General features: G+C 73.7%; 40 protein-coding genes. 39 read left to right on the top strand and 1 reads right to left on the bottom strand.

Annotated features, from left to right (window positions below):
* Nucleotides 1-141 precede the first annotated feature (141 nt).
* From A6V29_RS22055 to A6V29_RS09740, 32 genes are all read left to right on the top strand, one after another.
* Nucleotides 142-321, top strand: a complete 180-nt coding sequence (locus A6V29_RS22055; RefSeq protein ID WP_137160136.1) for a helix-turn-helix domain-containing protein — start codon at nucleotides 142-144, stop codon at nucleotides 319-321.
* A gap of 14 nt (nucleotides 322-335) precedes the next feature.
* A complete protein-coding gene (locus A6V29_RS09875; protein WP_137160135.1) occupies nucleotides 336-647 on the top strand; it encodes a hypothetical protein in 312 nt (103 codons plus the stop codon).
* Nucleotides 644-1123, top strand: coding sequence for a hypothetical protein (locus A6V29_RS09870; protein ID WP_137160134.1), 480 nt, complete (start codon nucleotides 644-646; stop codon nucleotides 1121-1123). Before A6V29_RS09875 ends, A6V29_RS09870 begins: the two co-directional genes overlap by 4 nt.
* A 179-nt stretch (nucleotides 1124-1302) precedes the next feature.
* On the top strand, nucleotides 1303-1560 hold the full coding sequence (locus tag A6V29_RS09865) for a hypothetical protein (protein WP_137160133.1): 258 nt from the start codon (nucleotides 1303-1305) through the stop codon (nucleotides 1558-1560).
* Entirely contained in the window at nucleotides 1560-1796 is a 237-nt protein-coding gene (locus A6V29_RS09860) for a hypothetical protein (RefSeq protein ID WP_137160132.1), read from the top strand. The genes A6V29_RS09865 and A6V29_RS09860 overlap by 1 nt, the downstream gene beginning before the upstream one ends.
* Nucleotides 1793-1981 carry a hypothetical protein gene (locus A6V29_RS09855; RefSeq protein ID WP_137160131.1) on the top strand — a complete coding sequence of 63 codons (189 nt, stop codon included), beginning with the start codon at nucleotides 1793-1795 and terminating at the stop codon, nucleotides 1979-1981. Before A6V29_RS09860 ends, A6V29_RS09855 begins: the two co-directional genes overlap by 4 nt.
* The gene (locus tag A6V29_RS09850; protein WP_137160130.1) at nucleotides 1978-2223 is read left to right on the top strand and encodes a hypothetical protein; all 246 of its coding nucleotides are present in this window, start codon (nucleotides 1978-1980) and stop codon (nucleotides 2221-2223) included. Before A6V29_RS09855 ends, A6V29_RS09850 begins: the two co-directional genes overlap by 4 nt.
* Nucleotides 2220-2807, top strand: coding sequence for a hypothetical protein (locus tag A6V29_RS20870; RefSeq protein ID WP_170977810.1), 588 nt, complete (start codon nucleotides 2220-2222; stop codon nucleotides 2805-2807). The genes A6V29_RS09850 and A6V29_RS20870 overlap by 4 nt, the downstream gene beginning before the upstream one ends.
* Before the next feature lie 5 nt (nucleotides 2808-2812).
* Nucleotides 2813-4234: a ParB/RepB/Spo0J family partition protein gene (locus tag A6V29_RS09845; protein WP_249933148.1), complete on the top strand. Its 1422-nt coding sequence runs from the start codon at nucleotides 2813-2815 to the stop codon at nucleotides 4232-4234.
* Nucleotides 4231-4395 (top strand): hypothetical protein, encoded by a 165-nt coding sequence (locus A6V29_RS20865; protein ID WP_170977808.1) that lies wholly within the window; start codon nucleotides 4231-4233, stop codon nucleotides 4393-4395. The genes A6V29_RS09845 and A6V29_RS20865 overlap by 4 nt, the downstream gene beginning before the upstream one ends.
* Nucleotides 4392-5012 (top strand): hypothetical protein, encoded by a 621-nt coding sequence (locus tag A6V29_RS09840; protein WP_137160128.1) that lies wholly within the window; start codon nucleotides 4392-4394, stop codon nucleotides 5010-5012. Before A6V29_RS20865 ends, A6V29_RS09840 begins: the two co-directional genes overlap by 4 nt.
* Complete coding sequence (locus tag A6V29_RS09835) at nucleotides 5009-5335, top strand: hypothetical protein (protein WP_137160127.1); 327 nt, start codon at nucleotides 5009-5011, stop codon at nucleotides 5333-5335. The genes A6V29_RS09840 and A6V29_RS09835 overlap by 4 nt, the downstream gene beginning before the upstream one ends.
* Entirely contained in the window at nucleotides 5332-5691 is a 360-nt protein-coding gene (locus tag A6V29_RS09830) for a hypothetical protein (protein ID WP_137160126.1), read from the top strand. The genes A6V29_RS09835 and A6V29_RS09830 overlap by 4 nt, the downstream gene beginning before the upstream one ends.
* Nucleotides 5688-6059: a hypothetical protein gene (locus A6V29_RS09825; RefSeq protein WP_137160125.1), complete on the top strand. Its 372-nt coding sequence runs from the start codon at nucleotides 5688-5690 to the stop codon at nucleotides 6057-6059. The genes A6V29_RS09830 and A6V29_RS09825 overlap by 4 nt, the downstream gene beginning before the upstream one ends.
* Nucleotides 6056-6352, top strand: coding sequence for a hypothetical protein (locus tag A6V29_RS09820; protein ID WP_137160124.1), 297 nt, complete (start codon nucleotides 6056-6058; stop codon nucleotides 6350-6352). Before A6V29_RS09825 ends, A6V29_RS09820 begins: the two co-directional genes overlap by 4 nt.
* Nucleotides 6349-7416 (top strand): DNA translocase FtsK, encoded by a 1068-nt coding sequence (locus tag A6V29_RS21250; protein WP_249933146.1) that lies wholly within the window; start codon nucleotides 6349-6351, stop codon nucleotides 7414-7416. Before A6V29_RS09820 ends, A6V29_RS21250 begins: the two co-directional genes overlap by 4 nt.
* A complete protein-coding gene (locus A6V29_RS09810; protein ID WP_137160123.1) occupies nucleotides 7413-7688 on the top strand; it encodes a hypothetical protein in 276 nt (91 codons plus the stop codon). The genes A6V29_RS21250 and A6V29_RS09810 overlap by 4 nt, the downstream gene beginning before the upstream one ends.
* Nucleotides 7685-7960, top strand: a complete 276-nt coding sequence (locus A6V29_RS09805) for a DUF3263 domain-containing protein (protein WP_137160122.1) — start codon at nucleotides 7685-7687, stop codon at nucleotides 7958-7960. The genes A6V29_RS09810 and A6V29_RS09805 overlap by 4 nt, the downstream gene beginning before the upstream one ends.
* Complete coding sequence (locus tag A6V29_RS09800) at nucleotides 7957-8235, top strand: helix-turn-helix domain-containing protein (protein ID WP_137160121.1); 279 nt, start codon at nucleotides 7957-7959, stop codon at nucleotides 8233-8235. Before A6V29_RS09805 ends, A6V29_RS09800 begins: the two co-directional genes overlap by 4 nt.
* Nucleotides 8232-8609, top strand: a complete 378-nt coding sequence (locus A6V29_RS09795; RefSeq protein WP_137160120.1) for a hypothetical protein — start codon at nucleotides 8232-8234, stop codon at nucleotides 8607-8609. The genes A6V29_RS09800 and A6V29_RS09795 overlap by 4 nt, the downstream gene beginning before the upstream one ends.
* Nucleotides 8606-8848 carry a hypothetical protein gene (locus A6V29_RS09790; RefSeq protein WP_137160119.1) on the top strand — a complete coding sequence of 81 codons (243 nt, stop codon included), beginning with the start codon at nucleotides 8606-8608 and terminating at the stop codon, nucleotides 8846-8848. Before A6V29_RS09795 ends, A6V29_RS09790 begins: the two co-directional genes overlap by 4 nt.
* Before the next feature lie 43 nt (nucleotides 8849-8891).
* The gene (locus A6V29_RS09785) at nucleotides 8892-9305 is read left to right on the top strand and encodes a hypothetical protein (RefSeq protein WP_137160118.1); all 414 of its coding nucleotides are present in this window, start codon (nucleotides 8892-8894) and stop codon (nucleotides 9303-9305) included.
* Nucleotides 9302-9544 (top strand): DUF4200 domain-containing protein, encoded by a 243-nt coding sequence (locus A6V29_RS09780; RefSeq protein ID WP_137160117.1) that lies wholly within the window; start codon nucleotides 9302-9304, stop codon nucleotides 9542-9544. The genes A6V29_RS09785 and A6V29_RS09780 overlap by 4 nt, the downstream gene beginning before the upstream one ends.
* 61 nt (nucleotides 9545-9605) lie before the next feature.
* The gene (locus A6V29_RS09775) at nucleotides 9606-10115 is read left to right on the top strand and encodes a DNA N-6-adenine-methyltransferase (protein ID WP_137160116.1); all 510 of its coding nucleotides are present in this window, start codon (nucleotides 9606-9608) and stop codon (nucleotides 10113-10115) included.
* Complete coding sequence (locus tag A6V29_RS09770; RefSeq protein WP_137160115.1) at nucleotides 10112-10348, top strand: hypothetical protein; 237 nt, start codon at nucleotides 10112-10114, stop codon at nucleotides 10346-10348. The genes A6V29_RS09775 and A6V29_RS09770 overlap by 4 nt, the downstream gene beginning before the upstream one ends.
* Entirely contained in the window at nucleotides 10345-10683 is a 339-nt protein-coding gene (locus A6V29_RS09765; protein WP_137160114.1) for a DUF6085 family protein, read from the top strand. Before A6V29_RS09770 ends, A6V29_RS09765 begins: the two co-directional genes overlap by 4 nt.
* Nucleotides 10684-10739: 56 nt before the next feature.
* A complete protein-coding gene (locus A6V29_RS09760; RefSeq protein WP_170977807.1) occupies nucleotides 10740-11057 on the top strand; it encodes a hypothetical protein in 318 nt (105 codons plus the stop codon).
* Nucleotides 11054-11911: a hypothetical protein gene (locus tag A6V29_RS09755; RefSeq protein WP_137160112.1), complete on the top strand. Its 858-nt coding sequence runs from the start codon at nucleotides 11054-11056 to the stop codon at nucleotides 11909-11911. The genes A6V29_RS09760 and A6V29_RS09755 overlap by 4 nt, the downstream gene beginning before the upstream one ends.
* Nucleotides 11908-12645, top strand: coding sequence for a CAP domain-containing protein (locus tag A6V29_RS09750; protein WP_137160111.1), 738 nt, complete (start codon nucleotides 11908-11910; stop codon nucleotides 12643-12645). The genes A6V29_RS09755 and A6V29_RS09750 overlap by 4 nt, the downstream gene beginning before the upstream one ends.
* Nucleotides 12642-12803, top strand: a complete 162-nt coding sequence (locus A6V29_RS20860; protein WP_170977806.1) for a hypothetical protein — start codon at nucleotides 12642-12644, stop codon at nucleotides 12801-12803. The genes A6V29_RS09750 and A6V29_RS20860 overlap by 4 nt, the downstream gene beginning before the upstream one ends.
* Nucleotides 12804-13005: 202 nt before the next feature.
* Complete coding sequence (locus tag A6V29_RS09745; protein ID WP_137160110.1) at nucleotides 13006-14250, top strand: DUF6551 family protein; 1245 nt, start codon at nucleotides 13006-13008, stop codon at nucleotides 14248-14250.
* A 47-nt stretch (nucleotides 14251-14297) separates the two neighbouring features.
* Entirely contained in the window at nucleotides 14298-15500 is a 1203-nt protein-coding gene (locus A6V29_RS09740; protein ID WP_170977805.1) for an AAA family ATPase, read from the top strand.
* 4 nt (nucleotides 15501-15504) lie between these two features.
* Here A6V29_RS09740 and A6V29_RS20855 read toward each other — a convergent pair whose 3' ends face one another.
* Nucleotides 15505-15756 (bottom strand): hypothetical protein, encoded by a 252-nt coding sequence (locus A6V29_RS20855; RefSeq protein WP_170977804.1) that lies wholly within the window; start codon nucleotides 15754-15756, stop codon nucleotides 15505-15507.
* Between the two features lie 24 nt (nucleotides 15757-15780).
* Here A6V29_RS20855 and A6V29_RS20850 point away from each other — a divergent pair, with 24 nt between their 5' ends.
* The 7 genes from A6V29_RS20850 (at nucleotide 15781) to A6V29_RS09705 (ending at nucleotide 20083) form a co-directional block, all read left to right on the top strand.
* Complete coding sequence (locus A6V29_RS20850; protein WP_170977803.1) at nucleotides 15781-16041, top strand: hypothetical protein; 261 nt, start codon at nucleotides 15781-15783, stop codon at nucleotides 16039-16041.
* A gap of 119 nt (nucleotides 16042-16160) precedes the next feature.
* Nucleotides 16161-17363: an HNH endonuclease gene (locus A6V29_RS09730; RefSeq protein ID WP_137160107.1), complete on the top strand. Its 1203-nt coding sequence runs from the start codon at nucleotides 16161-16163 to the stop codon at nucleotides 17361-17363.
* Between the two features lie 22 nt (nucleotides 17364-17385).
* Nucleotides 17386-17817: a hypothetical protein gene (locus A6V29_RS09725; RefSeq protein WP_137160106.1), complete on the top strand. Its 432-nt coding sequence runs from the start codon at nucleotides 17386-17388 to the stop codon at nucleotides 17815-17817.
* A 122-nt stretch (nucleotides 17818-17939) separates the two neighbouring features.
* The gene (locus tag A6V29_RS09720) at nucleotides 17940-19106 is read left to right on the top strand and encodes a hypothetical protein (RefSeq protein ID WP_137160105.1); all 1167 of its coding nucleotides are present in this window, start codon (nucleotides 17940-17942) and stop codon (nucleotides 19104-19106) included.
* Nucleotides 19103-19387: a hypothetical protein gene (locus A6V29_RS09715; RefSeq protein WP_137160104.1), complete on the top strand. Its 285-nt coding sequence runs from the start codon at nucleotides 19103-19105 to the stop codon at nucleotides 19385-19387. The genes A6V29_RS09720 and A6V29_RS09715 overlap by 4 nt, the downstream gene beginning before the upstream one ends.
* A complete protein-coding gene (locus A6V29_RS09710) occupies nucleotides 19378-19569 on the top strand; it encodes a hypothetical protein (protein WP_137160103.1) in 192 nt (63 codons plus the stop codon). The genes A6V29_RS09715 and A6V29_RS09710 overlap by 10 nt, the downstream gene beginning before the upstream one ends.
* A 106-nt stretch (nucleotides 19570-19675) precedes the next feature.
* The gene (locus tag A6V29_RS09705) at nucleotides 19676-20083 is read left to right on the top strand and encodes a DUF6221 family protein (protein ID WP_137160102.1); all 408 of its coding nucleotides are present in this window, start codon (nucleotides 19676-19678) and stop codon (nucleotides 20081-20083) included.
* Nucleotides 20084-20981: the final 898 nt, after the last annotated feature.

Raw genomic sequence — 20981 nt, 5'->3', positions numbered from 1 at the left:
AAGCTGTGCGCTGTGGGGATCCATGCCAGTCTCGGCTGGGTGCTTGTCATGCACACATCTTGATGCATAACGCGCAGAACGCGCAATAGACCCGGCGACCTGTGCTTGACACGGGTCACCCGAACGTGTTGCATCCTGTGCATGTCACAGGTCCCCCGGTTGCTCACGACTTCCGAGGTCGCTCAGGCCCTCCGAGTCGATCCCGGCACCGTGCGCCGATGGGCGTCGAACGGGCAGATCGACCACGTCCGCCTCCCCTCCGGAGGGCTGCGCTTCCCCTCGACCGTCCTGAACGGCATGACCGCGCCGGCGGCCTCCTGATGAGCCCACCAGGCTTGACGGCCTCCCCCAGCGCGCGGTGCTCCACGACGGCCGCCACCCCCGAGCAGCTGATCCGGGACACTCACAGCCTCCTCGAGTCTGCGGGCATCCACCGGTCGCCGAACTGGGTCGCCAAGATGGTGCGCTCCTACCTGCGTTCCACGGTCGCCGGCCTGCCTTTCGGCCAGGTCCTCGCCGCGAAGTTGCAGCTGACGGCCCAGCAGCGCGTCGAGCTCGAGGCCCGCTCCGAGCTGCGCTACGTGCTCGAGTACAGCGACCCCACCGGGGAGACCGCCGTCCGCAACGTCATGGCGAGGGCCTCGTGAAGCGGCTCGTGAAGAGCCTGCTCGCCGAGGCCGAGCGCCTCGGCTACCGGCAGACCGGCGTGAACTCCAAGGGCTTCCTGGTGTACGCCGCGCCTGACGGGCACGAGGTGCGGATCAACCCGTCCGCCAGCGAGGCACAGGTGCGCGAGCTGTCGAAGGCGATGCAGAAGGCCTCCGGCACCTACACCCCCACGCCCGGACGGAAAGCCGTGGCGTGTAAGGACCGCGCCGGCCGGCGCCGCCAGCTCGACAGCACACGGCTGGCCGCCCGCCGTCGCGAGGTACAGGCCGAGCACGACGCCTACCTGGCCCGCATCGCCGGGGCACCGCACCTGCGGGACGACCCTGCGTCGCTGCGCCGGGTCGAGCAGTACCTCACCGAACTCGACCGCCTGGACAGCCTGATGCGCGCTGTCCCGGCCGCCGGCGACCACCAGGGACGCCGCCTCGCCCGGCACACCGCCGGAGCTTCCTGAGCCCCCGGCCGGCGCTCCCCCCGTGGCGCCGGCCGGGCCCGCAACACCCGCACCTCGAAGGCGTGTGACCGGGCGGCGCTTCCCCGCCGTCCGGTCGCCCGCCTCTCAGTAGACGCCGAAGCCCTCCCGCTCATCGCCTGGCAGCGCGCGGAAGGGCTCCAACAAGAAGGGATCATCCCATGCTCGCTCCCCTCCGCCTGGTTCCCGGGGCCGATGACTTCCGCACCGACCTCCTCGGCCCGGTCCGTGACGACGACACCGTCGAGATCCCCCGCATCCCGCACCTGCCGCCCGTCCCGGCCCCGCGGCCCCGCCCGGAGCCGGGCAGCGATGCCGCGCACCGGTTCGTCTGGCTGACGGCCGCGGTGGTCCTGGCGCTCGTCATCCTGGCCGTCGGGCTGTTCTTCCTCGACACGTGGATCGAGGCGCAGTCGTGATGAGGTTCCGGCTCGAGCAGGCCGTGGTCGCGTGTGGGCTCGCCACGGCGGGCGCCGCGGTGGCCGCCGTGCGGCTGCTGAAGAACCCGGTCTCGCGCGTGTCCCGCCTGGTCGACCGCGCGGGCGCCCCGGTGGTGCGCGTCCAGGTCGACGGTCCCGCGCTGCGCGACCTGGTGCGCGCGGAGGCGGAGCAGGTGTTCGCCCAGCGAACCCGCGACTCGCGGCGGCAGCGGTGACCGGCGCCCAGGCGGCGGTCTACGTGCTGCTGTTCCTGGCCGCCTGGGGCGGACTGGCCGTCGCGCTCGGACTGGCGGTCGGCCGCACGCTGGCAGAGCGGGACCGCCGTGAGCAGCCGGCCGAGCCCGGCACCCCTCCCGGGGCCGTGGTGGAGCTCGGCACGCGCCTGGATGTGCGGCTGTGACCGCCGGCTTCGGAACGCTGGGCGTCGTCCGCGTGCAAGTGGCCGGCACCTGGCTGGCGACGGTGCCGATGCCCACCGCCGACGCGAAGGCGTACGCGCACCGCCTGCGCAACGACGTTGCGGCGGCGAAGAACTACCCGACGCTCGTCGAGTTCGACGCCAGCGACGGCGGCCCCTGCTGGATCCGGGGCCGGAACGTGTCGGTCATCGACGTCGTGTCGACCGAGGACCCGGGCGCGTGACCACCGTCGTCGAGCGGCCCGTGGGCGAGCTGCGCTGCATCCGCCGCCACAACGGCCAGCCGTGCACCGGACGGCCGGTCGTCCGCTACTTCATCGGCCCGGTGTGCTCGGCGGACCTGATGCCGGGCGCCGAGGTGTACGAGTGGCTCGTCGTGCCCGACGAGGACCTCGCGGCCCGCCCTCCGGTCGACTCCGGCGCGGGTGTGGTGCAGCGCACTTCCTACCCGTTGCCGGACCCGGCTCGGCCGGCCGCCGCGGTGCACGCCGACGCGACGGCCGGTGAGGCGACCGCCGCCCGGCTGGTCGCCTACCGCGCCGGCAGCCTCCGGGCGCGCGTGTTGCAGCACCTGGTGCAGATCGGCCCGCAGGGGACCACGGCGATCGAGGCATGGAACTGGTACCGGCGGTCCTTCGACTCGAAGACCGAGCGGTACTCGGTCGCGCCCCGCCTGTCCGAGCTCGTCGCCGACGGCTGGGCCGTCAAGACCGGGCAGCTGCGCAACGTGCGAGGGCCCGGCTGTCCCCCCGAAGAGGTCTACGTGCTGTCCCCGCGAGGACGCCGCGCGAAGGGAGTCATCTGGTGACCACCATGGAGTCCACCGAGCTGCGAGTGGAGCTGCTCGACCCGCACGACCTGGCCCCGCACCCGCGCAACATCCGCGCCGACCTCGGCGACCTGGCCGGGCTGACCGAGTCGATCCGCGAGCAGGGCGTGATCGAGCCGCTCACCGTCGTTCCGATCAACGGGACCGGCTTCCAGCTGATCGCCGGGCACCGGCGCGCGGCCGCGGCGATCGCCGCCGGACTGGACGCCGTGCCGTGCGTGGTGCGCGCTGACCTGGCCGTCGACTCCGACGACAGCCCGGGCGTCGCCGAGCACATCGGCGCGATGCTCGCGGAGAACCTGCAGCGCGAGGGCCTGACCGCGATGGAAGAGGCCCGCGGCGTCGCCCAGATGCTCGACCTCGGGATGCCCGTGGCGAAGGTGGCCAGGCGCACCGGGCTCGGGCAGAAGCGGGTGAAGAAGGCGGCCGGTGTCGCCCGGCTGGACCCGGAGTCCGCGGCAGAGGTCGATGCCCAGCAGCTCGACCTGGAGTCGGCCGCGGTGATCGCGCTGTTCGCGGACGACCCCGAGGCCCGCGGTCGGCTGCTGCACGCGGCCGAGCGGGGCCCCGGCCAGCTCGCGCACGCCGTCGAGCAGATCAAGCGCCAGCGGAAGGCCGACGCGCAGCTGCAGGCGCGCGCCGCCGAGCTGCGCGCCGCCGGCCGAGTCGTCGTGGAGGACTTCGCGCCCGCCGGTGCGCGGCTCACCCGGCTCAACGACGCCGACGGCACCTGGCTGGCCGACCGGGAGGCCGAGCACCTGTCCTGTCCCGGCGCGGCGGTGCACCTGGCGACGACGTCGTGGGAGGACCGCCTCCACGAGGAGGAGATCTGCACCGACTGGAAGGCCAACGGTCACGTCGACCGGTGGGCCTCGTCGACAGCGTCGGGCTCGCCCAAGCCGGAGACCGAGGAGGAGAAGAAGGCCGCCCGCGCCGAGCGGCGCGAGGTAATCGAGAACAACAAGGCGATGGCCGCCGCGAACGCCGTGCGGCGCACGTGGATCCGCGAGTTCCTGGCGCGCCGGTCGGCGCCGAAGGAGGTGCTGCGGTTCGCGGTCGAGGAGCTCGCCGCCAACCCGCGCATCTTCGAGCGGTGGCTGACCGGGATGCCCGCCGCCGGCGACGGTGACGCGGCCACCGAGCAGCTCGGCCTGGTGAAGCCCGGCCGCACCTGGGGCGACCCGGCGCAGTCGCTGACCAGCGGCGAGCAGGTGCCCGACGCCCGGCTGCCGCTGCAGCTGCTGGCCCACGTCGCCGGCGCGATCGAGTCGTCGATGGCGAAGGACTCCTGGCGAGGCGACGTCGGGATGCTGAAGGACCGGGCGCGGTGGCTGCGGTTCCTGGTCGCCCAGGGCTACACGCTGTCCGACGTCGAGCAGCTCGTGGTCGACGGAGCGAGCGAGTGACCGCCGAGCGGGTGGGCCGCTTCGTCCTGGCCCCCGTCGTCGGCGGGGTGGCCGCGTGGGACGCCGGCACGGCGCTGGTGCTGGCCCCGGTGCGGCTGTCCGCCCCCGTGCCGGTCGCGCTCCCGTACCGGAAGCGGTGGGTCACCGGGAGCCGGCCGTGAGCGGCGACGTGTTCACGCTGCTCCCGGCGGCCACCCTGCTGCGCGCGGCCCCGGGCACCCCGCTGGCCGCCACCCCGGCGGGTCAGACGGTGCACGTGCTGAACCGGCCCGGCGGGGCGCCGCTGTGCGGCCGGGCCCCGCGGAAGCTGGCCGGCGTCCCGGCCGCCCAGCTCGCGCCGCCGATGCGCGTGTGCACGCTGTGCGGCCGCCGGCTCCCGGCCGCTGTCCGCGCGCTCCTCGGCGGCCTGGGCAGGCCGACCCGCGAGGAGCTCGCCGCGGTGCACGAGTACGCGGCCCGCCAGACCGCGCAGCAGTGCATGGACCGGCTCGCCGAGATCCGCACCCAGGCCACCTTGGACGGCACCGCGCAGATGCCGGTCGAGCTGATGGTCGCCGTCCCCAAGCACCCCGGCCCGGTGCCGACCCGCCGCTACCGCCGCGACCAGATCGACTCCGGGCACGTCGCTGGCGGCCAGCGGATGACCCTGGTGCAGCTGATCAACCGGCTCACTCCGTGCGGGTTCGTGCCCGGCGAGCGGGTGTTCGTCACCGGCGCGCCGGCGCTCGGCGCCCGGGTCGACGTCGCCCCGCCGCGGGCGGCTGGCGGTGCCCGGTGAACGCGCCGCTGCCGCTGGCCGAGCGGCTCCTCCGGACCAGGTGCCCGGGCTGTCGGGCCGAGGTCGTGCACGTCGAGGACGTCGACACCGACGAGCCGATCGTCGTAGACCCGGCCCAGGTCGACGGCGGCCGGATCACCGTGTGGGCGCTGCACGGGCACGCGTACGCGCGCCGCTACGGGCAGCCGGCCCGGCTGCAGCCCGCCTGGGAGGAGCACGTCTGCCCGACCCCGACGGTGCTCACCCCGGCCGCGCGGCCCGTGTTCGACCCGTACGAGGACACCCCGGCAGCAGCACAGCAGCACGGCGGGTGGCGGTCGTGACCGCGCCCCAGGAGCGCCCGGCGGGGCGGCCAACGTCGAGCGCCCGCCCCGCCGGTGCCCACGGGCGAGGTGCCCCAGCGATCGACCCCCGCACCATCCGGGCCGCGCTCGAGCACGCCGACCGCTACACGCTGCTCGCCTCCGCCATCCGATACGGCGTCGCCGTCCGCACCCTCAGCCGCTGGCGGCGCCGGGCCGCGGCCGCGCGCGCCGCTGGCGGGCGGTGGCCCACCGACGCCGACGTCACCTACTGGCTGGTCCGGCAGCCCATCCGGAAGCACCGCCGCAACCTCGACCGGGCCCGCCAAGGCCTGCCCGTCTCCGCTCCCTCACAGACCACCAGGAGATCAGCGTGACCGTCCCCATTCCGCAGTCCATGCCCGGCGAGTACATCGGTCCCCGCTACGGGTCGCTCAAGTCCGGAGACCCCGTCGTGGACGCCAAGATGGCGACCGCGGCGTCGGCGTCCCGGTTCACCCAGCGCCTCGACCGCCTCGACGAGGAGCTCACCAAGGCGCACAACGAGGTCGCCGCGTTCGCCCAGCGGCTCAAGCCGGTCCTGCCGCCCGAGTTCGAGAAGACCGCCATGCCGGAGAGCAGGCTGGCCCGGGACCCCGGTGAGCCCCCCGCGTCCCCGCTCGGTGAGCGCCTGGCCGCCGCCACCGAGCGCGCGTTCGCCCTCGTCCACCGGCTGCGCGCGATCAGCGAAGCGGTCGACCTGTGACCGGGCCGGACCCGTCCGCGCTGCCCGCGGGCGAGATGGCCGCGGTCTCCACCGAGCTCCTGCTCGCAGACGCCGTCCGCGCTGACGCGTTCGCCGGCTACTCCCTCGCCGACGGCGGCGGCGAGCAGCTGCTCGTCCGCCTCTCCTTCGAGGGCCGCCGCAACCTCACCGACAGCCGCGAGCAGGTCCTCGTCGCGCTCGAGCCGGCCTCCGCGCTGGAGCTGGCCATGGACATCGTGTCCGCGACCGACCTGCTGGAGCGCCGCCGCAAGCAGACCGGGGGCAAGCCGTGACGTCGCTGACGCTGTCCACGGAGGACTTCCGGGACGCGCTGCGCGCGGTGGTGGTGCACGCCGCCCCGGACAAGGACACCGCGATGCACCGCGTCCGCTGCGACGTCGGCCAGGAGAACCTCACCGTCACCGCGACCAACCGCTACACGGCCGGCATGGCGATCGCCTCCATCGAGGCCAACCACGACGGCCAGCTGGAAGCCTTCGACCTCTCCCCCACCGACGTGAAGGAGATCCTCGGCCTGTTCAAGGGCCGCCGTCCCGGCGAGGAAGACGTCGGCGACACGGTGCGCCTGGACATCGACCTCGAGCACTTCACGATCACCGACACCGGCGGCCTGTTCGAGGGAAAGCAGCTCGTGTTGCCGCGGCAGCCGCAGTCACCGGTGTTCCCCGACGTGCCGCTGGTGATGTCCCGGGCCCTGGGGCAGCGGCGGAAGCCGGCGACCCGGCTGGCGGTGAACGGAGCGCTGATGGCGCTGTTCGCCACCGCCGCCCGCGTGTACGCCCGACCGCTGACAGTGGAGCCGACGGGCCCGTCCAGCTCGTTGGTGTTCTCCTGCGGGGACAGCTTCCTCGGGCTGCTGATGCCGATGCGCATCGAACCGGACTACGCCGCGCAGCTCGACGACTGGCGGGAGGGCTGGCTGCGCCGCCTCCCCGAGACCGACGACGCGCCGGGGACCGTGGTGTGGAACCTCGACGCCGTCCCGCTGGGCCTGCCCCAGGCCGAGGACGACGTCGACGCGGACGGGAAGCCGCCGGCCGAGGTCGTGGCCGAGAAGGGCCGCCTGGACCCGGTGATGCTGCGCCAGGCGGCCGAGCTGATCGTCGAGTCCAAGTTCGGGTCGACGTCGATGCTGCAGCGCAAGCTGCGGGTCGGCTTCGCCAAGGCCGGCGCGCTCATGGACCAACTCGAGCAGCTGGGCATCGTCAGCCCGTCGGAGGGCTCGAAGGCCCGCGACGTGCTGATCGCCGACCTGGACACCCTGAACGCGGTGCTCGGCGACCCGGCGGAGGTCGTCGCCGAGGACCCGGCCGCGCAGAGCGGAGAGCAGCAGTGAGCGCGCTGCTCGGAGCGGCCGACCCGGCCGACGTCGACGACGAGCTCGCCGCCGTGTGCGCCGCGCAGTCCGACCGGCTGCCCGGCGTCGACATGCCGTTCGTGTGCACCCGGCCACCCGGCCACACCGCCACAGACCGCGAGCACGTCGCCAGCGGCCCCTACCCGGGCGTCGGGAAGATCGCCGTCGCCGCGTGGGTGGACGGCGGAGCACCGCGCGTCATCGACGCCGTGACCCTGCAGCGGGTGCGCCAGCGCGGGCGGCCGCTGTGACCGCCGTCGAACAGCCCGGGGTCGGCCCGCTGGCCGATGAGGACCACGCGATCCTGCGGTTCGCCGACCAGTGGTGGCGCACCCCGGGCGCGAAGGAAGTCGCGATCGTCGACCAGTTCGGCATCACCCCGACCCGCTTCTACCAGCGGCTCGCGCACCTGATCCGGCAGCCCGCCGCCGCGGCCGCGGAGCCGGTCCTCGTCCACCGCCTGCAGCGGATCCTCGCCCGCCGGCAGGCCCGGCGTCACCACACCACCGGAGGTCAACGATGAGCGTCGGTTCCTACGCCGGCCTGCCCCACCCCGCCCAGCGCGGCCCCGTCCCACGGCCGATCCCGGCCCTGCCGCGACCTGTCCCCGCGCCCCCGCCGATCAAGTTCCTCACCGTCGCCGAGATCGCCACCGGGATGCGCGTGTCGAAGATGACCGTCTACCGGCTCGTCCACGGCGGCGAGCTCACCGCCGTGCGCGTCGGACGGTCCTTCCGGGTCACGGAGCGCTCCTACGAGGACTACCTGCGCCGCAACGGCCTGGACGGTGCCGAGTGACGGCCCCCGCCCTGCCGCGCGAGGGTCTGCGCGCCGTGCTCCTGGAGGTCGCCGACGAGCGCGCACGGCAGGACGCGAAGTGGGGACGCCAGGCCCACCCGGACGTCGACGTGATGATCTCCCGGCTGCACGGGGCCGGCGCTGCCCGCCGCGCGGCCGCGTTCTACGGCGTGCCGACCGCCGCGGCGGCTCAGGCCGACACCGACGCCGCCGCCCGATCCGGTCAGTTGTCCTGGACGCACATCGCCGTAGAGGAACTCGCCGAGCTCGTCGAAGCCGCCGCCGTGGGCGACGCCGCGGCGATGCGTACCGAGGCCATCCAGCTGGCCGCGGTGCTCGTGCAGTGGGTGCAGGCCATGGACCGGCGGCGATGAGCAGCCACGCCGACCCCGACGTGCTGCACGACTCCATGCGGGACGTCTCCGACGCCCGCCGGCCCACCGCCGAGCAGGCCCGCGCGATCGAGCTGCTCGAGCTCAACCCCGACGGCCGCGAGCTGGTCCGTCTCAGCCTGGCGCAGTGGCGGCACGTCAACCGCGTCGTCACCGCGCTCGGCTCGCTGGGCGTCCCGCCGTGCCGCACCTCTCCCGAGAACCAGGAGCAGCCGCGATGAGCAGCGAGCCCCAGAAGGGCCACTTCGCGCGAGAGGAAGTCTGATGGGAATCGACGTCAACCTGTACGCCGAGGGTGAAGTCACCGACGAGGAACTGGCCGCCGCCAACCTCTACATGAAGAACCGCTGCGATATCGCCGACGACTGGCAGAAGACGGGCAACGTCCTCAACCGCGACGACGAGGAATGGTTCCCGGCCCCCCGAATCGCCCTCTCGACGATGGTGCGCTTCTACGGCCAGCACTACGAGCGCGGACCGTGGCCCAACATCTACGGCGCGATCCGGCTACTTCAGACGGCGCTGCCGAACTGCACGGTCTTCTACGGCGGCGACTCGACCGACGACGGGATCGAGTGCACAGAGGAGTACCTGGCCGAACTGTGGGCGCATTTCCTCGGCCCGAACGGCGACGACTACCGCGCACGCCACCGCCGTGAGTTTGGGCCGAAGTCGTGACCGCCCAGAGGGGCGAGCCCGCCCAGGGCGACTACGAGACGCCACCGCTCGACCCGGCCAAGGTCGACGCGCACATCGCCGACGTGCAGCAGCGCATCGAAACCACGCGTGAGGCCGCCGAGCGGCTGACCAGCCTCGCCGACGATGAGTGGCGCGAGGTCTACCGCATGGAGGCGCAGCTGAGGGAGTTCCGCGCAGCCGTCAACCGCGTGGGCCTGACCGACGGGAGTACCCGATGACCGCCGCCCAGAGGGGCGAGAAGGAGCGACCAATGGGCCACTTCGAGCGAGGCGGCGACCGGTGAGCCTCGTCGGCTTCAAGGCCAGCAACCACCCGCAGCAGGTCACCATCAAGGGTGCCGACGACGAGATCGACGACCGCGGCACGCCCCAGGACTTCTGGGACGAGCTGAACGCCAAGTACCGGTTCACCCTCGACGTCGCCGCGGCTCCGCACAACGCCAAGACGCCGGACTACTACACGCGCCTGGCGGACGGGCTACTGCAGCCGTGGACCGGGTCGGTGTGGTGCAACCCGCCGTACTCCGGTCTCGACCGGTGGCTCGAGAAGGCGTGGCGCGAGTGGGACGAACGACCCGACCTTCGCACCATCGTGATGCTGCTGCCTGCGAATCGCCCCGAGCAGCCGTGGTGGCAGACGTGGGTTGAGCCGTACCGCGATCGGCCCGAGTACGACCTGTCGGTCCGGTTCCTGCCCGGCCGTCTGCGGTTCATCAAGCCCGGCGCCACCGAGGTCAAGCCGAACGAGCGCCCCCCGTTCGGCTGCTGCCTGCTGGTGTGGTCCCGATGACCGCCCAGAGGGGCGACAGCGCCCACGACGGAACGCCGCCGCTGGACCCGGCGAAGGTCGACGCGCACATCGCCGGCGTCCAGGCCCGCATCGAGACCACACGCGAGGTCGCCGAGCGGCTGGCCAGCATCGCCGACGACGAGTGGCGCGAGGTCTACCGCCTGGAGGCGCAACTGAGCGAGTTCCGCGCGGCCGTGAACCGCGTCGGCCTGACAGATGGGAGCACCCGATGATCGTCGAGGACACCGGAGTCACGGGCTACTGCCCGATGGGCTGCGGCCAGACCCTGTTCGTCGGGAGCGGTGGCTACGTCACGTGCTCGTGGGTGGACTGCCCTCGGCCGGATGCGGTGGCCGAGCTGCTGTCCGAGCGCGAGACGGAACACATCGTCGTGCTGGAGGAGGGCATGTTCTCGATTCAGCACCCGCTGCGGGAGCGACTCGACGGCGACCTGTTCACCTGCTCGCTGCACGAGTGGCTGTCCGAGCAGGACGGCCCGCCCGAGGAGCCTGGCCGCTACCGGGTGCGCGAACCCTACGGCGACTCACTGTGGGAGCGGCTCTCGTGACTGGCGCCCAGAGGGGCGAGCCCGCCCAGGTAGAGGCGTTCCCCGAGCCGCCTCGCGTGCCCACGCCGGTGTACCGCCCGGACGGCCGCCTCTACCGCCCGCGCAAGCTGCCGGAGGCCATGCTGCTCGGCTACGACGAGGTCGAGGGCGTGTGCGTGGTCCGGACGCACTCCGTCGAGACCGCCCGCGACCTCGCCATGGCCGCACTGCGCCGCGACTTCAACGCGGGCGAGGTGTGGAACCTGAACAACCCCCGATGCGAGTGGGGGCACTGGCGGCCCGCTGGACGAGAGCCCGGCGAGCGGACCTGGGTGCGAGACGAGACGGGCCTGAGCGGTCAGGCCGCCGTGTTCTTCGACGTGGAGCTGTCATGACCGGCGCCCAGAGGGGCGACTTCGACGCGCCCGCCGGCCGGGACGACGAGGCGTGCCGCTGCGGGCACCGTCGCTACTCGCACCGCGACGGCTACTGCACCGCCGCCGTCGGGTCGGTCGGCGGCAAGTTGCAGGCGTGCGGGTGCATGTGGTTCGGCCCCGCCCCGGCTTCCGTGGCCGACAACACGGGCGAGGCTGACGACTGGGCGCGGCGCGTCGTCGCGTCGATCCCTCGCCCGACCCCGGCCGAGGAGGACGCCGCAACCCGGGACTACGCCGAGACCGCCCTAGCCGAGGCGTGGGCGGCGCTCGCCGAGGTGCGGGACTGGGATTCCGCAGTCGCCGCCCGGCATGGGCACATCGGCGTCCGGGAGTTCGCGGCGCAGTTCCTCGAAGCGCACGGCCACGCCCCCCACCCCGCTGCCTTTCCGGGCGGGCAGGGCGACCACGGCGAGCGCATCTCGACGTCTTGCGCGAAGTGGATCACCGTCCAGCGGGGCGAACATGGCACGCGCGTGGTCATCGACGAGCCCGAGCGCGGCCTCGGCACCAGCGCCCGGTCCATGTGGGCGAACCTCAGCCCCCGGTCGGTGCGGGAGCTGATCGACGCGCTCAACGCAGCCTGCCCGCGCGCCGCCGAGCTCGTTGCCGACGACGGGCGCACCGAGGAACTGCGCGGGCAGATCGCGCAAACGATGGCAGCGACGTGGCGCGACGGCCGCTGCTTCGTGGTCCAGGAGGACGGCCCACCTGCCACCGACTGGCGCTCCTTCGCCGACGAGCTCATCGCTGGTCCGCTGGCCCCTCTGCTCGACGCTGCCGCGCCCCCCACCGGGGACGGAGGCCAGACGTGAGCCGGCACTCTGCTCCGCACCGGGGGGTCTCCGCTCGCTGGTTCTTCGCCGCGTTGGCCGCGGTCTGCCTCGTCATGCCCGCGGCTCTCGCTGTCGTCACCGGCCAGCCGGGCGCCGGCCAGCAGGACGAGGCCGCGCCGACCACCGCGCGGCAGGCCCCGGTCACGTCCACCACGCCGACCGCCGCTCCCACTCCCGCCCCGGTCTTCCCGGAGCCCGGGCCGGACGATCCGCAGCCCTGGCGCCCCGACGACGGCCCCGTCCTCGCCCCCACCAGCCCGGCGACGACCAGCGTCCCCCCGCCGGCGTCCCGCGCCACCCGCAGCACGCCACCTGCCACCGCGCCCGCCGCCCCGGAGCCGGCTGCACCAGCCCCCGAGCCCGTGCCGCTGGCCGACACCACCCTGCTCGACCTCGTCAACCGCGACCGGGCCACCCACGGCTGCGGGCCCGTCACCCCGCACCCCGACCTGCAGGTGCAGGCCCAGCAGCACGCCGACCGGCAAGCCGCGCAGAACCGGATGCACCACTCCCGCTACCCCGGCCGCTGGCAGGCGTGGGGCGAGAACGTCGCCGCCGGCTACGACACCGCCGCCGAGGTGCACGAAGGGTGGATGGGGTCCCCCGGCCACCGGGCGAACGTCCTCGACTGCACCTTCACAGTCATGGGCGCAGCGGCAACCGTCAGCGCCGCCGGCGTCCGCTACTGGACCCAGCAGTTCGGTGCCCCATGAGCCGCCACCAGCTCCGCGCCCAGGCCGACGGGTACGGCGTGCACGTCGACGTGCGGGTGGACTTCGCCGCCTGCACGACCCCGGAGGAACTGGCGCGCGCCCTCGACCTGGCGGCCGCCGAGGTGCGCCACAAGCACGCCGAGGCCGAAGAGCGGTGAGCGGCTGCCACCGGGACCCGGAACCGCTCTCCGTCAGCGTCCGCGCTGCCGTCACCTGCTGGCTGTTCGGCCACATCGTCGAGCGGTTCCCGAAAGGCGGCTGCATGTGCCAGCGCTGCCGGAGAACCGCTCAGCACCCCGTCGACCTGCCGTCGCTCTGGAACCGCCCCCGCCGTCGTCCCACTTCCCCGAGGAGTCTCCTGTGACCACGTCCCCCGCCGACCTCCACCCGCCTATCGAGCTGTCCGGCGATCTCGATCGCGCCGCTCGGGCGATCGAGGAGCGGCTGCGCACCAAGTCCGTCGAGCAGGTGTACGCCATCGGTGAGCGCACCGGCTGGTGGGACGAGGCCCTGGTCGACTGGGTGTTCGACGGCCGGCAGGGCCCGCCCCCGATGTCGCCGGCGCCGTACACCCCGATGCCTTCACGGGAGGCCCTCCGGAAGGAGCAGGACCAGCGGCTCGAGGAGCTGCAGCACGAGCTCGCCGACCGCGGCATCCTCGTCGAGGAGGCCGACCCGCCGGCCGAGCCGGTCGGAGATCTCGGCGAGCAGCCCGGCGACGTCGAGCCGGTGCGCGCCGACCAGCCCGCCGCCGAGATCGACGTTCAGGCCGAGCCCGCCCCCGACAGCGACACGCCAGCCCTGCCCACCGCCTCCTCCACGTACGTCACCGTGCTGCAGGCCCGCGACCTCGGCGTCGACCACTCCTACCAGCGACCCCTCGACGAGCCCCGCGTGAAGCGCATGGTCGCCGCGTGGGACCCGCGCATGGTCGGCGTCATCGACGTCTCCGACCGCGGCGAGGGCGCCGACGCCGACGGCGGGAAGCGGTACGCGGTCATCAACGGCCAGCACCGCGCCGCCGCCGCGGCCCGCGTCTCCCCCGCCGGCGGCGACGTGTGGCTGCCCTGCAACGTCCACGAGGGCCTCACCGTCGCCCAGGAAGCCGCGCTCATGCACGAGCTGGACCGCACCACCAAGAAGCTCACCGGCTTCGACCGGTGGCGTGCCCGCCGCGGATCCGGCGACCCCGTCGTGCTCGAGGTCGAGGCGATCGCCGCCGCCCACGGGCTCCGCGTCGGCCCCGAACCGACCGACGGCGTCATGCGCTCCTACGGCGCCGCCGAGAAGCTGCTGAAGCTCGGCGGCCCGGCCCTGCTCGACGGCACCCTGGCGGTCCTCTTCGCCGCCTACGGCACCGCGGCCGCGGCCTACCAGGCGCCGCTGGTCACCGGCGTCGGCCAGCTCCTGCACCTCCACCCGAACATCGACGTCGAGCGCCTCCGCACGGCGCTGGCCAAGACCCGCCCCGAGCAGCTCCGCGCCTCCGCCAGCTCGCTGCGCGACTTCGAGGACGGGCCGCTGCACCAGCTGATGGCCATGGCGATCGCCACCGCCTACAACCGCACCCCCGGCGACGGCCCGAAGATCTCCGGCGGCCGCTGATGGACAGCCGGACGACGGGCCCGGTTCAGCGGCCGAAGCAGCTGCCGTTGCCCACTCTCACCGCGTTGGCGGTCTCCGCCGCGCAGGAGGCTGGGAAGCGGCTCTGGGAGGAGTGGAAGGAGCAGCGGTCCTGGAAGGTGGCGATCGCCGCCGACGACGACCTGTTCGTGGCCGTCAACCAGTGGCTCATGGATCACCACGAGACGCTGGGGCGCCGGGCGCTGCTCGCTCGCACCGAGCGGCCACCGTCGGGCCCCGACCAGCCGAGCATCCCCCAGCTGCGGTTCCTGATCGACGGCGAGACGAGGCAGCGCATCACCGTGGACGGGCACGGCGTGGAGGTGTTCGTCGACGGTCCCGGCACGCCGGCCGCTGGTCGACCGGGCCCGGTCCAGAGCGAGCGGTTCCTGCCGCCGCCGAGGCTGGTGTTCCAGGCCCGCTCGCAGGCCGGCCGGGACGCCGTGGTCGACCTCATGCGCCGCCTCGACCAGTCGCGCCAGGACGAGAAGCGCAAGCCCGGTCTGATGGTGCTCGACAGGTGGTCGCACTGGCAGCGTCGCAGCGACCTGCCGGCCCGCACCATGGAGTCGGTCGTGGCCGCCGGCAACGTCCTGGAGGAGCTGTACCGGGACCTCCGGGACTTCCGTGACCGCGAGGGCGACTACGTGCGCCGCGGCATCCCGTACCACCGCGCCTACCTCCTCACCGGCCCTCCCGGAACCGGGAAGACGAGCGCGGTGAAGGCGATCACGAACGCCCTCTCGATGGACCTCTGGTACGCGCAGCTGAGCGGCATCGCCGAGGACGTGAAGCTGGTCGACCTGCTCACCGAGGTCAGGCCGCACGGCGTGCTGCTGCTCGAGGACATCGACTCCCTCACCGCAGCAACCACCCGGACGGTCCAGGCCGGCTCCACCAAGGACATCTCGACCGCCGGTCTGCTGAATGCGCTCGACGGCGTCGCCACGCCTCACGGGCTCGTGACGATCCTGACGACGAACCACCCGGAGCGGCTGGACCCGGCGCTGAAGCGCCCGGGCCGCATCGACCGTGTGATCGCCTTCGAGAACCCCGACTCGGCGACCATCTGCCGCCACTTCGCGTTCTTCTACGGCGTCGAACCGGCCTCCGCCTCGTTCCCCGAGGGGCGGTCCTCCGCTGCGATCTCCGAGATCTTCAAGCGGCACATGGACAACCCGACCGGCGCTGAGGGCGAGCTGCTGCGGCCCCCGGGTGGTCGACGGCTGTGACTGCTCAGAGCACGCGCAGCTGCTCGGCCCGGTACCAGTCCAGCAGGGGCCGCTCGAAGAAGAAGCCCTGGTGGACGGTGGCCAGGCCGAGCCAGGCGCCCTCGGCGGTGCGCATCCGGCCCCACAGCCATCCGGTGTGTCCGGGCCTACCTCTCACGGCGACCGGCTTCGGCGGGGACACCCAAGATGCGCCGGGACGGGCGAGCGCGGCCCGCAGCTCGCGCTCGAGGTCCTCGTCCGGTGTCGGTGTCCACACGACCGCCACGGTAGGTGCGCCGTGATGGGCACCGCTGTCGCTGACCGGTGGACGTGCCCGACCTGCTCCGAGACGGTCGCCCCGCGGGTGCCGCTCGACGAGGTGGCCGAGGAGATCCGGCTCGCGCAGCTCGCTCACGCGGCCCGGCACACCGGCCGCCAGGTGCCGCCCGAGCAGCTCGTGCGCCGAATGCCACCGCGCCCGCCCGTCCGGCCCGCGCCGCACCGGCAGCTGCCCCAGGCCGCGACCGCGCCGTCGGCTCTGACCCCCATCAGCTCGGGGTGACCCGTGCACACCACCCGGGGGTCCGCCGCCCCAGCGCGCCGCTGGGACGCCCCGCGCCCACCCCGCACCACCCGACCACCCTGCCCCGCACCGACACGACCTGGAGGAGGTGACGCCCCGTGGCATGGCTGCGCGTCGGCGACACCTTCGCCACCGACCCCCGCGTCCTCGCGCTCAACGACCCGGCCGCCCCGCTCATGGGCCCGGCCTGCCGCGGCTTCTTCCTCGAGCTCGCCGCGCTGTCGGCGAACAGCTCCACCGACTACGTGATCACCCGGGGGCAGATCAACCTCGCCGGCGGCCAGGTCGCCGGCCAGCTGCTGCGCCGCTGCGAACGCGCCGGCCTGATCCGGCCACTCGACGGCCGCGGCGCCGGCCGCCGCTGGAAGCTCATCGACGACGCCCCCGAGCTGATTCACATCCGCCTCGCCGCCGAAGTCGCGTGGGAGAAGCAGCAGAAGGCCGACACCCAGAACCCCGAGTTCCAGGTGGCGGCCTGGCTCCGCGACGGCGACGCCTGCCGCTGGTGCGGCCGCGTCGTCCAACCCTCCGACAACCGCTCCGCCCGCGGCAAGACCCTCGACCACCTGAATGCCGGCCAGCGCGCTACCGGCCCCGACGACCTCGTCGTCGCCTGCCGCGGCTGCAACGGCCGCCGCGGCAAGGAGTGGCTCGACGCTCGCGACGATCCCGCTGCCCGCGCCGACTACGACGCCCGCTGGCAGCTCCGCCCCCCGCCCTCCCCACTGATCTTCATCCGCTCCACCGTCGACCAGCTCGCCGACCGCGGCCACCCCGTCCCCGCCGGCGCGGTCATCGGCGAACGCGCGAAGCTGTTCGACACCCCCACGACGTCCGGGTCGGAGGTGTCGCGCCCCGCCCCCCAGGCGGGCGCTGCGGCGCCGGCCCGGAGCACCACCGCACCCGACGACCAGCACCCCACCAACCAGGTGGGCGTCGCGGCACCGGGTACGGGCACCATCGGCGCAACGCACCCCGCCCAGGGAGTCGCGGCGCCACCGCCGGCCGATCAGCACCCCGCCAGCCAGGCGGGAGTCGCGAAGCCGAATGCGGACAGCGCACCAGGCGCAACGCACCCCGCCCCCGCGGGAGTAGCGGCGCCCGAGTCGCGCACCGACCGAATCCCGACCGATCGGTCTGGGGCGGGACGGGATCGGGACGGGTCGGGTCGGGTCGGGTCGGGTGGCTCACCGCCCACCCGCGCCTCGCCTGCCCGCCCACCCGATCCGCCGTCACCCCGCACCGCCAGTCCTCGCCGCACCCGCCGGGGACGCCGCCGCTCCCGCCCAGGAGGAACCTGATGACCACCGAGACGGCCAGCTGATGCGCGCCACCGAGCTCCGCGCCATGGAGCCCTTCTTCACCCGGATCACCGACCTGCAGCGGTACCTGGCCACCACCACGGCGACCGCCAACGAGCGCGGCGACTGCGACTGCGAGGTCACCCGCAAGGGGATCTACCAGCTCGCCGGCCGCTGCATCCCGGCCGGCGAAGACGACCCGATGCCCGACCACTGCCGCACGCTCACCCACCTCACGGCCCGTCACCTCCTGCTCGAGCTCCGGCTCCCCGTCGACCACCTGTCCGACCCGCAGCTCGGCAAGGCAGTCGCCGGCATGGCCGCCCTCGTCGGCCAGGCCCCGCATCTCACCCAGCGGCAGTTCGTCATCCATCTGCAGGAGGTCCTCGGCGCAGGCCTCTCCCACCTCATCCCCGCCGAAGCTCCACCGACCGAGGAGACCCCCGACCAGTGAGCACCTCCTCCTGCCCCTGCCGCGGCAACTGCGCCTGCCACGGAGGCCCCGGCGCGCACCCGCCGCCGTGCACGGTGCCCGGCGGATGCGGCTCCGCGGGCGCTACGTCCGAGCAGCTGTGCGTGCTCGGCTGCGCCGACCGCACCCGCACCGAACTCTGGCCGCGCCCGCCGCGGCCGCGGGCCGACGGGCTACTCACCTGCCGCCCGTGCGCCGACCGGATCAAGCGCACCCTCACCGAGGTGCTCGAGCTCGCGGTCGGCCTAGAGCTCGTCATCGCCGCTGGCTCCGCGCCCCGCACCCAGGACGGCGGGCGGAAGCGGATCAAGGACGAGCCGGTCGCCCCGGTGCCGGCGAGCATCCCCGCGGCCGCCCTCACCGACCTCCGCTCCACCCGCGGCACCTGGGTCCCCGACGCACGGCCGGCGCCAGCCCCGCCGGGCGAGGACGACGTCGACCGCGAGCAGCTGCTAGCCGACCTCACCGAGCAGGCCGCGGCCGCGAGCAAGGCCCTCGACCGGGCGGTCGCCGTCTTCGGTCCCCGCAGCGACCAGGCCCGCGGCGCGGCCACCGAGCTCGACCGGGCGCGCGCCGAGCTGGCCCTCGTGCAGAGCCCGCGGCAGCCGCGGCAGCGGTCGATCAACCCGAGGGACAACGAGCCGACCAGCGTCGTCGGCTTCCTCGACCGGTGGACCGACCGCGTGCGCATCGGCCGGCAGATGCTCGGCGCCGGACGATGCCCGGTCGAGCTGCCGATCCCCGACGGCCCGAATGCCGGTCTGCTGGAGCTCTGCGACCGGCCCACCGAGTACCGCCGGATCGTCCGCATCGAGATGGGCGCGCGCACCACCGGCCTGTTCGCCATCTGCTCGGCCGGCCACGTCACCCGCCCGTCCGGGCAGGGCGACCAGGAGCTGGCCGTCCGCGGTGGGCACGGACACCGGCCCACGCGTGGCACCCGCCACGGGCTCACGATCTTCAGCGCGATCAACCTGCTCACCACCCATAACGACTGGGTCTGCGCCCAGGACTGGGTGACCGACTACTGGTCGGGGCTGCGCGATCTGCGCACCGACCTCGGCCGCGTCCACGGCGAGCCGACGCCTGCCCGCATCGGCTATTGCCCCGTCGGTACCGGCCAGCTCGACGAGGACGGCGAGGAGATCACCTGCGGGACGCCGCTGCAGGCGAGCGCCTACTCCGACAGCATCGAATGCCGACGGTGCGGTAGCACCTGGACCCACCGCGAGTGGCGGTTCCTCGGCCGCACGCTGGGCGTGACCGCATGAGCATCGACGACCAGCTGCCCGACGTCGCCCCTCGGGTCACCGTGTGCACCGTCGACGGGCAGTACGTCCGTCTCCGGCGGACCGATGCTCAGGAAGTGTTCACGCTCCTGGAGGAGTTGGGCGACCCTGACGTGGAGACGCTCAGCTTCGACCTCGACGCCGGCCGCTCGCAGGTGCACGTGCGCCGCGAGGCCGTCGTCCGCGTCGACGTCGACTGGGAACTCAGCCGATGGCAGAGGGGCAAGGCCTGGCTGCTCGAGCGCATGGACCGGTGGCTGTGAAGGCGAAGGCCTGCCCCTTCCCCGAGAAGGACAAGCTCAGCAAGATCGAGGCGCAGGACCGGGCCCGGCAGCTGAACCGCCGCCGGTACGACGGGCGCGCGGTCCTGGCCTACCGCTGTCCGGCTGGCGGGCATCACCACGTCGGCCACCCGCCCGCCCGCAAGCCTCGGAGGAGACGATGACCAACATGACCCCGCCCGGTTACATCCTCGACCTGGTCGGCGGTGACCAACTGGGCCCGCGGCTCCGCGCCCGGCTGGTGACCCGTCGCAAGCAACGGAGGAAGTGGTGACCGCGCTCGCCGAGTTCCTGCTGGCACGCTTCACCGAGGACGAGGAACGCGCACGAGAAGCCAGCCAGCGCGGCTCCAGGTGGCAGGAGTCTGGGGCGGGCGTCTGGGCACAGTCCAGGCATATCGTGGCGTCCGACGGCACCCTCCCCCGCTCGGGGTATGGCGTCGCCGACGTCGACGGTCAGGCGGTGGCGCATGTGCTGGCCTGGGACCCGGCCCGCGTTCTGGCCGAGTGCGACGCCAAGCGGCTGATCGTCGACCAGTTCCGCCACCACGAAGCCGGTGTTCTGATCGTCCGCGGTGACCCGATCAACTACCGCAGCGCACTGCTCTTCGCGCTCCGCGCTCTCGCGCTCCCGTACGCCGATCACCCCGACTACCAGGAGGAGTGGCGGCTGGCGTGAGCATCCTGGATCGGGTGCAGCTGGTCGCGGCGCACGAGGCCCCCGCCGTGGTCGGTGTTCCGGCGGGGACGGTGCGGCGGTGGGCAAGCGAGCCCGCCGGCCCCGACCGGCTGCCGCTCCTGGCCCCGCGTGGGCTCGACGCGAGGGGCCGCCCGCTCTACGCGAAGGCGGACCTGGAAGGGCTGCGGGACCGGCCTCGTCGCACTCGTCGTGCGCGTCCTGTTGACAGACAGTGCTCGAAACCGAACACTGCTGCCAACGGCACACGTGTCTCCACGGCCAGCCGATGAGCCCGCGAGCACCGCACCTCTGCCCGGGATGCCGCTCCGTCTCCCTCCCGGCCGGCCGCCGGCACTGCCCCTCGTGCGCCGCCCGGCATGAAGCTCGCCGCGGCGGCACCACCGCCCGCGGCTACGGCTCCCCCCACCAGCAGACCCGCCAGGGGTGGGCCCCCGCGGTAGCCGCCGGGCAGGTCGACTGCTGGCGCTGCGGGGAGCGCATCCTGCCCGGCGAGGAGTGGCACCTGGGCCACGACGACACCGACCGCTCCGTCACTCGCGGACCTGAGCACGCACGTCGCTGCAACCTTCGAGCAGCTGGACACTCAGCGCACTGAAGAAGTGCGACACCGAAGTGCGGGAATGGCGACTCGCGCCATTCCGAAGTGCCATTCCGCGACCATTCCGAGGGGTGGGGGGCACCCCCCCTCCCCCGGCCCGCTCCTTCCCTGACCGCCGGTTCTGCGGAAAATGCCGCGTACGGGTCTGGGGTTTTCGGGGCGACATTCTTTCCGGCCGGTGCCGTCAGGCCCGCCGCCGGAATGGCTCGGCGCGGGCCGAGTGGGGACCGCAGCGAATGGCAGCGCCGCGGACAACTGAATAGGCCGGGGACTCGGGGC

It is taken from the genome of Blastococcus sp. CCUG 61487 (assembly GCF_005222955.1).
Lineage (GTDB): Bacteria > Actinomycetota > Actinomycetes > Mycobacteriales > Geodermatophilaceae > Blastococcus.
This window is presented reverse-complemented; position numbering and strand designations above follow the sequence as displayed.

What these genes read in the sequence shown, in the direction of transcription:
- A6V29_RS22055 (WP_137160136.1), top strand. Translation starts at nt 142, where the DNA reads ATGTCACAGGTCCCCCGGTTGCTCACGACTTCCGAGGTCGCTCAGGCC.
- A6V29_RS09865 (WP_137160133.1), top strand. Translation starts at nt 1,303, where the DNA reads ATGCTCGCTCCCCTCCGCCTGGTTCCCGGGGCCGATGACTTCCGCACC.
- A6V29_RS09860 (WP_137160132.1), top strand. Translation starts at nt 1,560, where the DNA reads ATGAGGTTCCGGCTCGAGCAGGCCGTGGTCGCGTGTGGGCTCGCCACG.
- A6V29_RS09845 (WP_249933148.1), top strand. Translation starts at nt 2,813, where the DNA reads ATGGAGTCCACCGAGCTGCGAGTGGAGCTGCTCGACCCGCACGACCTG.
- A6V29_RS09800 (WP_137160121.1), top strand. Translation starts at nt 7,957, where the DNA reads ATGAGCGTCGGTTCCTACGCCGGCCTGCCCCACCCCGCCCAGCGCGGC.
- A6V29_RS09790 (WP_137160119.1), top strand. Translation starts at nt 8,606, where the DNA reads ATGAGCAGCCACGCCGACCCCGACGTGCTGCACGACTCCATGCGGGAC.
- A6V29_RS09785 (WP_137160118.1), top strand. Translation starts at nt 8,892, where the DNA reads ATGGGAATCGACGTCAACCTGTACGCCGAGGGTGAAGTCACCGACGAG.
- A6V29_RS09770 (WP_137160115.1), top strand. Translation starts at nt 10,112, where the DNA reads ATGACCGCCCAGAGGGGCGACAGCGCCCACGACGGAACGCCGCCGCTG.
- A6V29_RS09765 (WP_137160114.1), top strand. Translation starts at nt 10,345, where the DNA reads ATGATCGTCGAGGACACCGGAGTCACGGGCTACTGCCCGATGGGCTGC.
- A6V29_RS09755 (WP_137160112.1), top strand. Translation starts at nt 11,054, where the DNA reads ATGACCGGCGCCCAGAGGGGCGACTTCGACGCGCCCGCCGGCCGGGAC.
- A6V29_RS20860 (WP_170977806.1), top strand. Translation starts at nt 12,642, where the DNA reads ATGAGCCGCCACCAGCTCCGCGCCCAGGCCGACGGGTACGGCGTGCAC.
- A6V29_RS20850 (WP_170977803.1), top strand. Translation starts at nt 15,781, where the DNA reads ATGGGCACCGCTGTCGCTGACCGGTGGACGTGCCCGACCTGCTCCGAG.
- A6V29_RS09725 (WP_137160106.1), top strand. Translation starts at nt 17,386, where the DNA reads ATGCGCGCCACCGAGCTCCGCGCCATGGAGCCCTTCTTCACCCGGATC.
- A6V29_RS09715 (WP_137160104.1), top strand. Translation starts at nt 19,103, where the DNA reads ATGAGCATCGACGACCAGCTGCCCGACGTCGCCCCTCGGGTCACCGTG.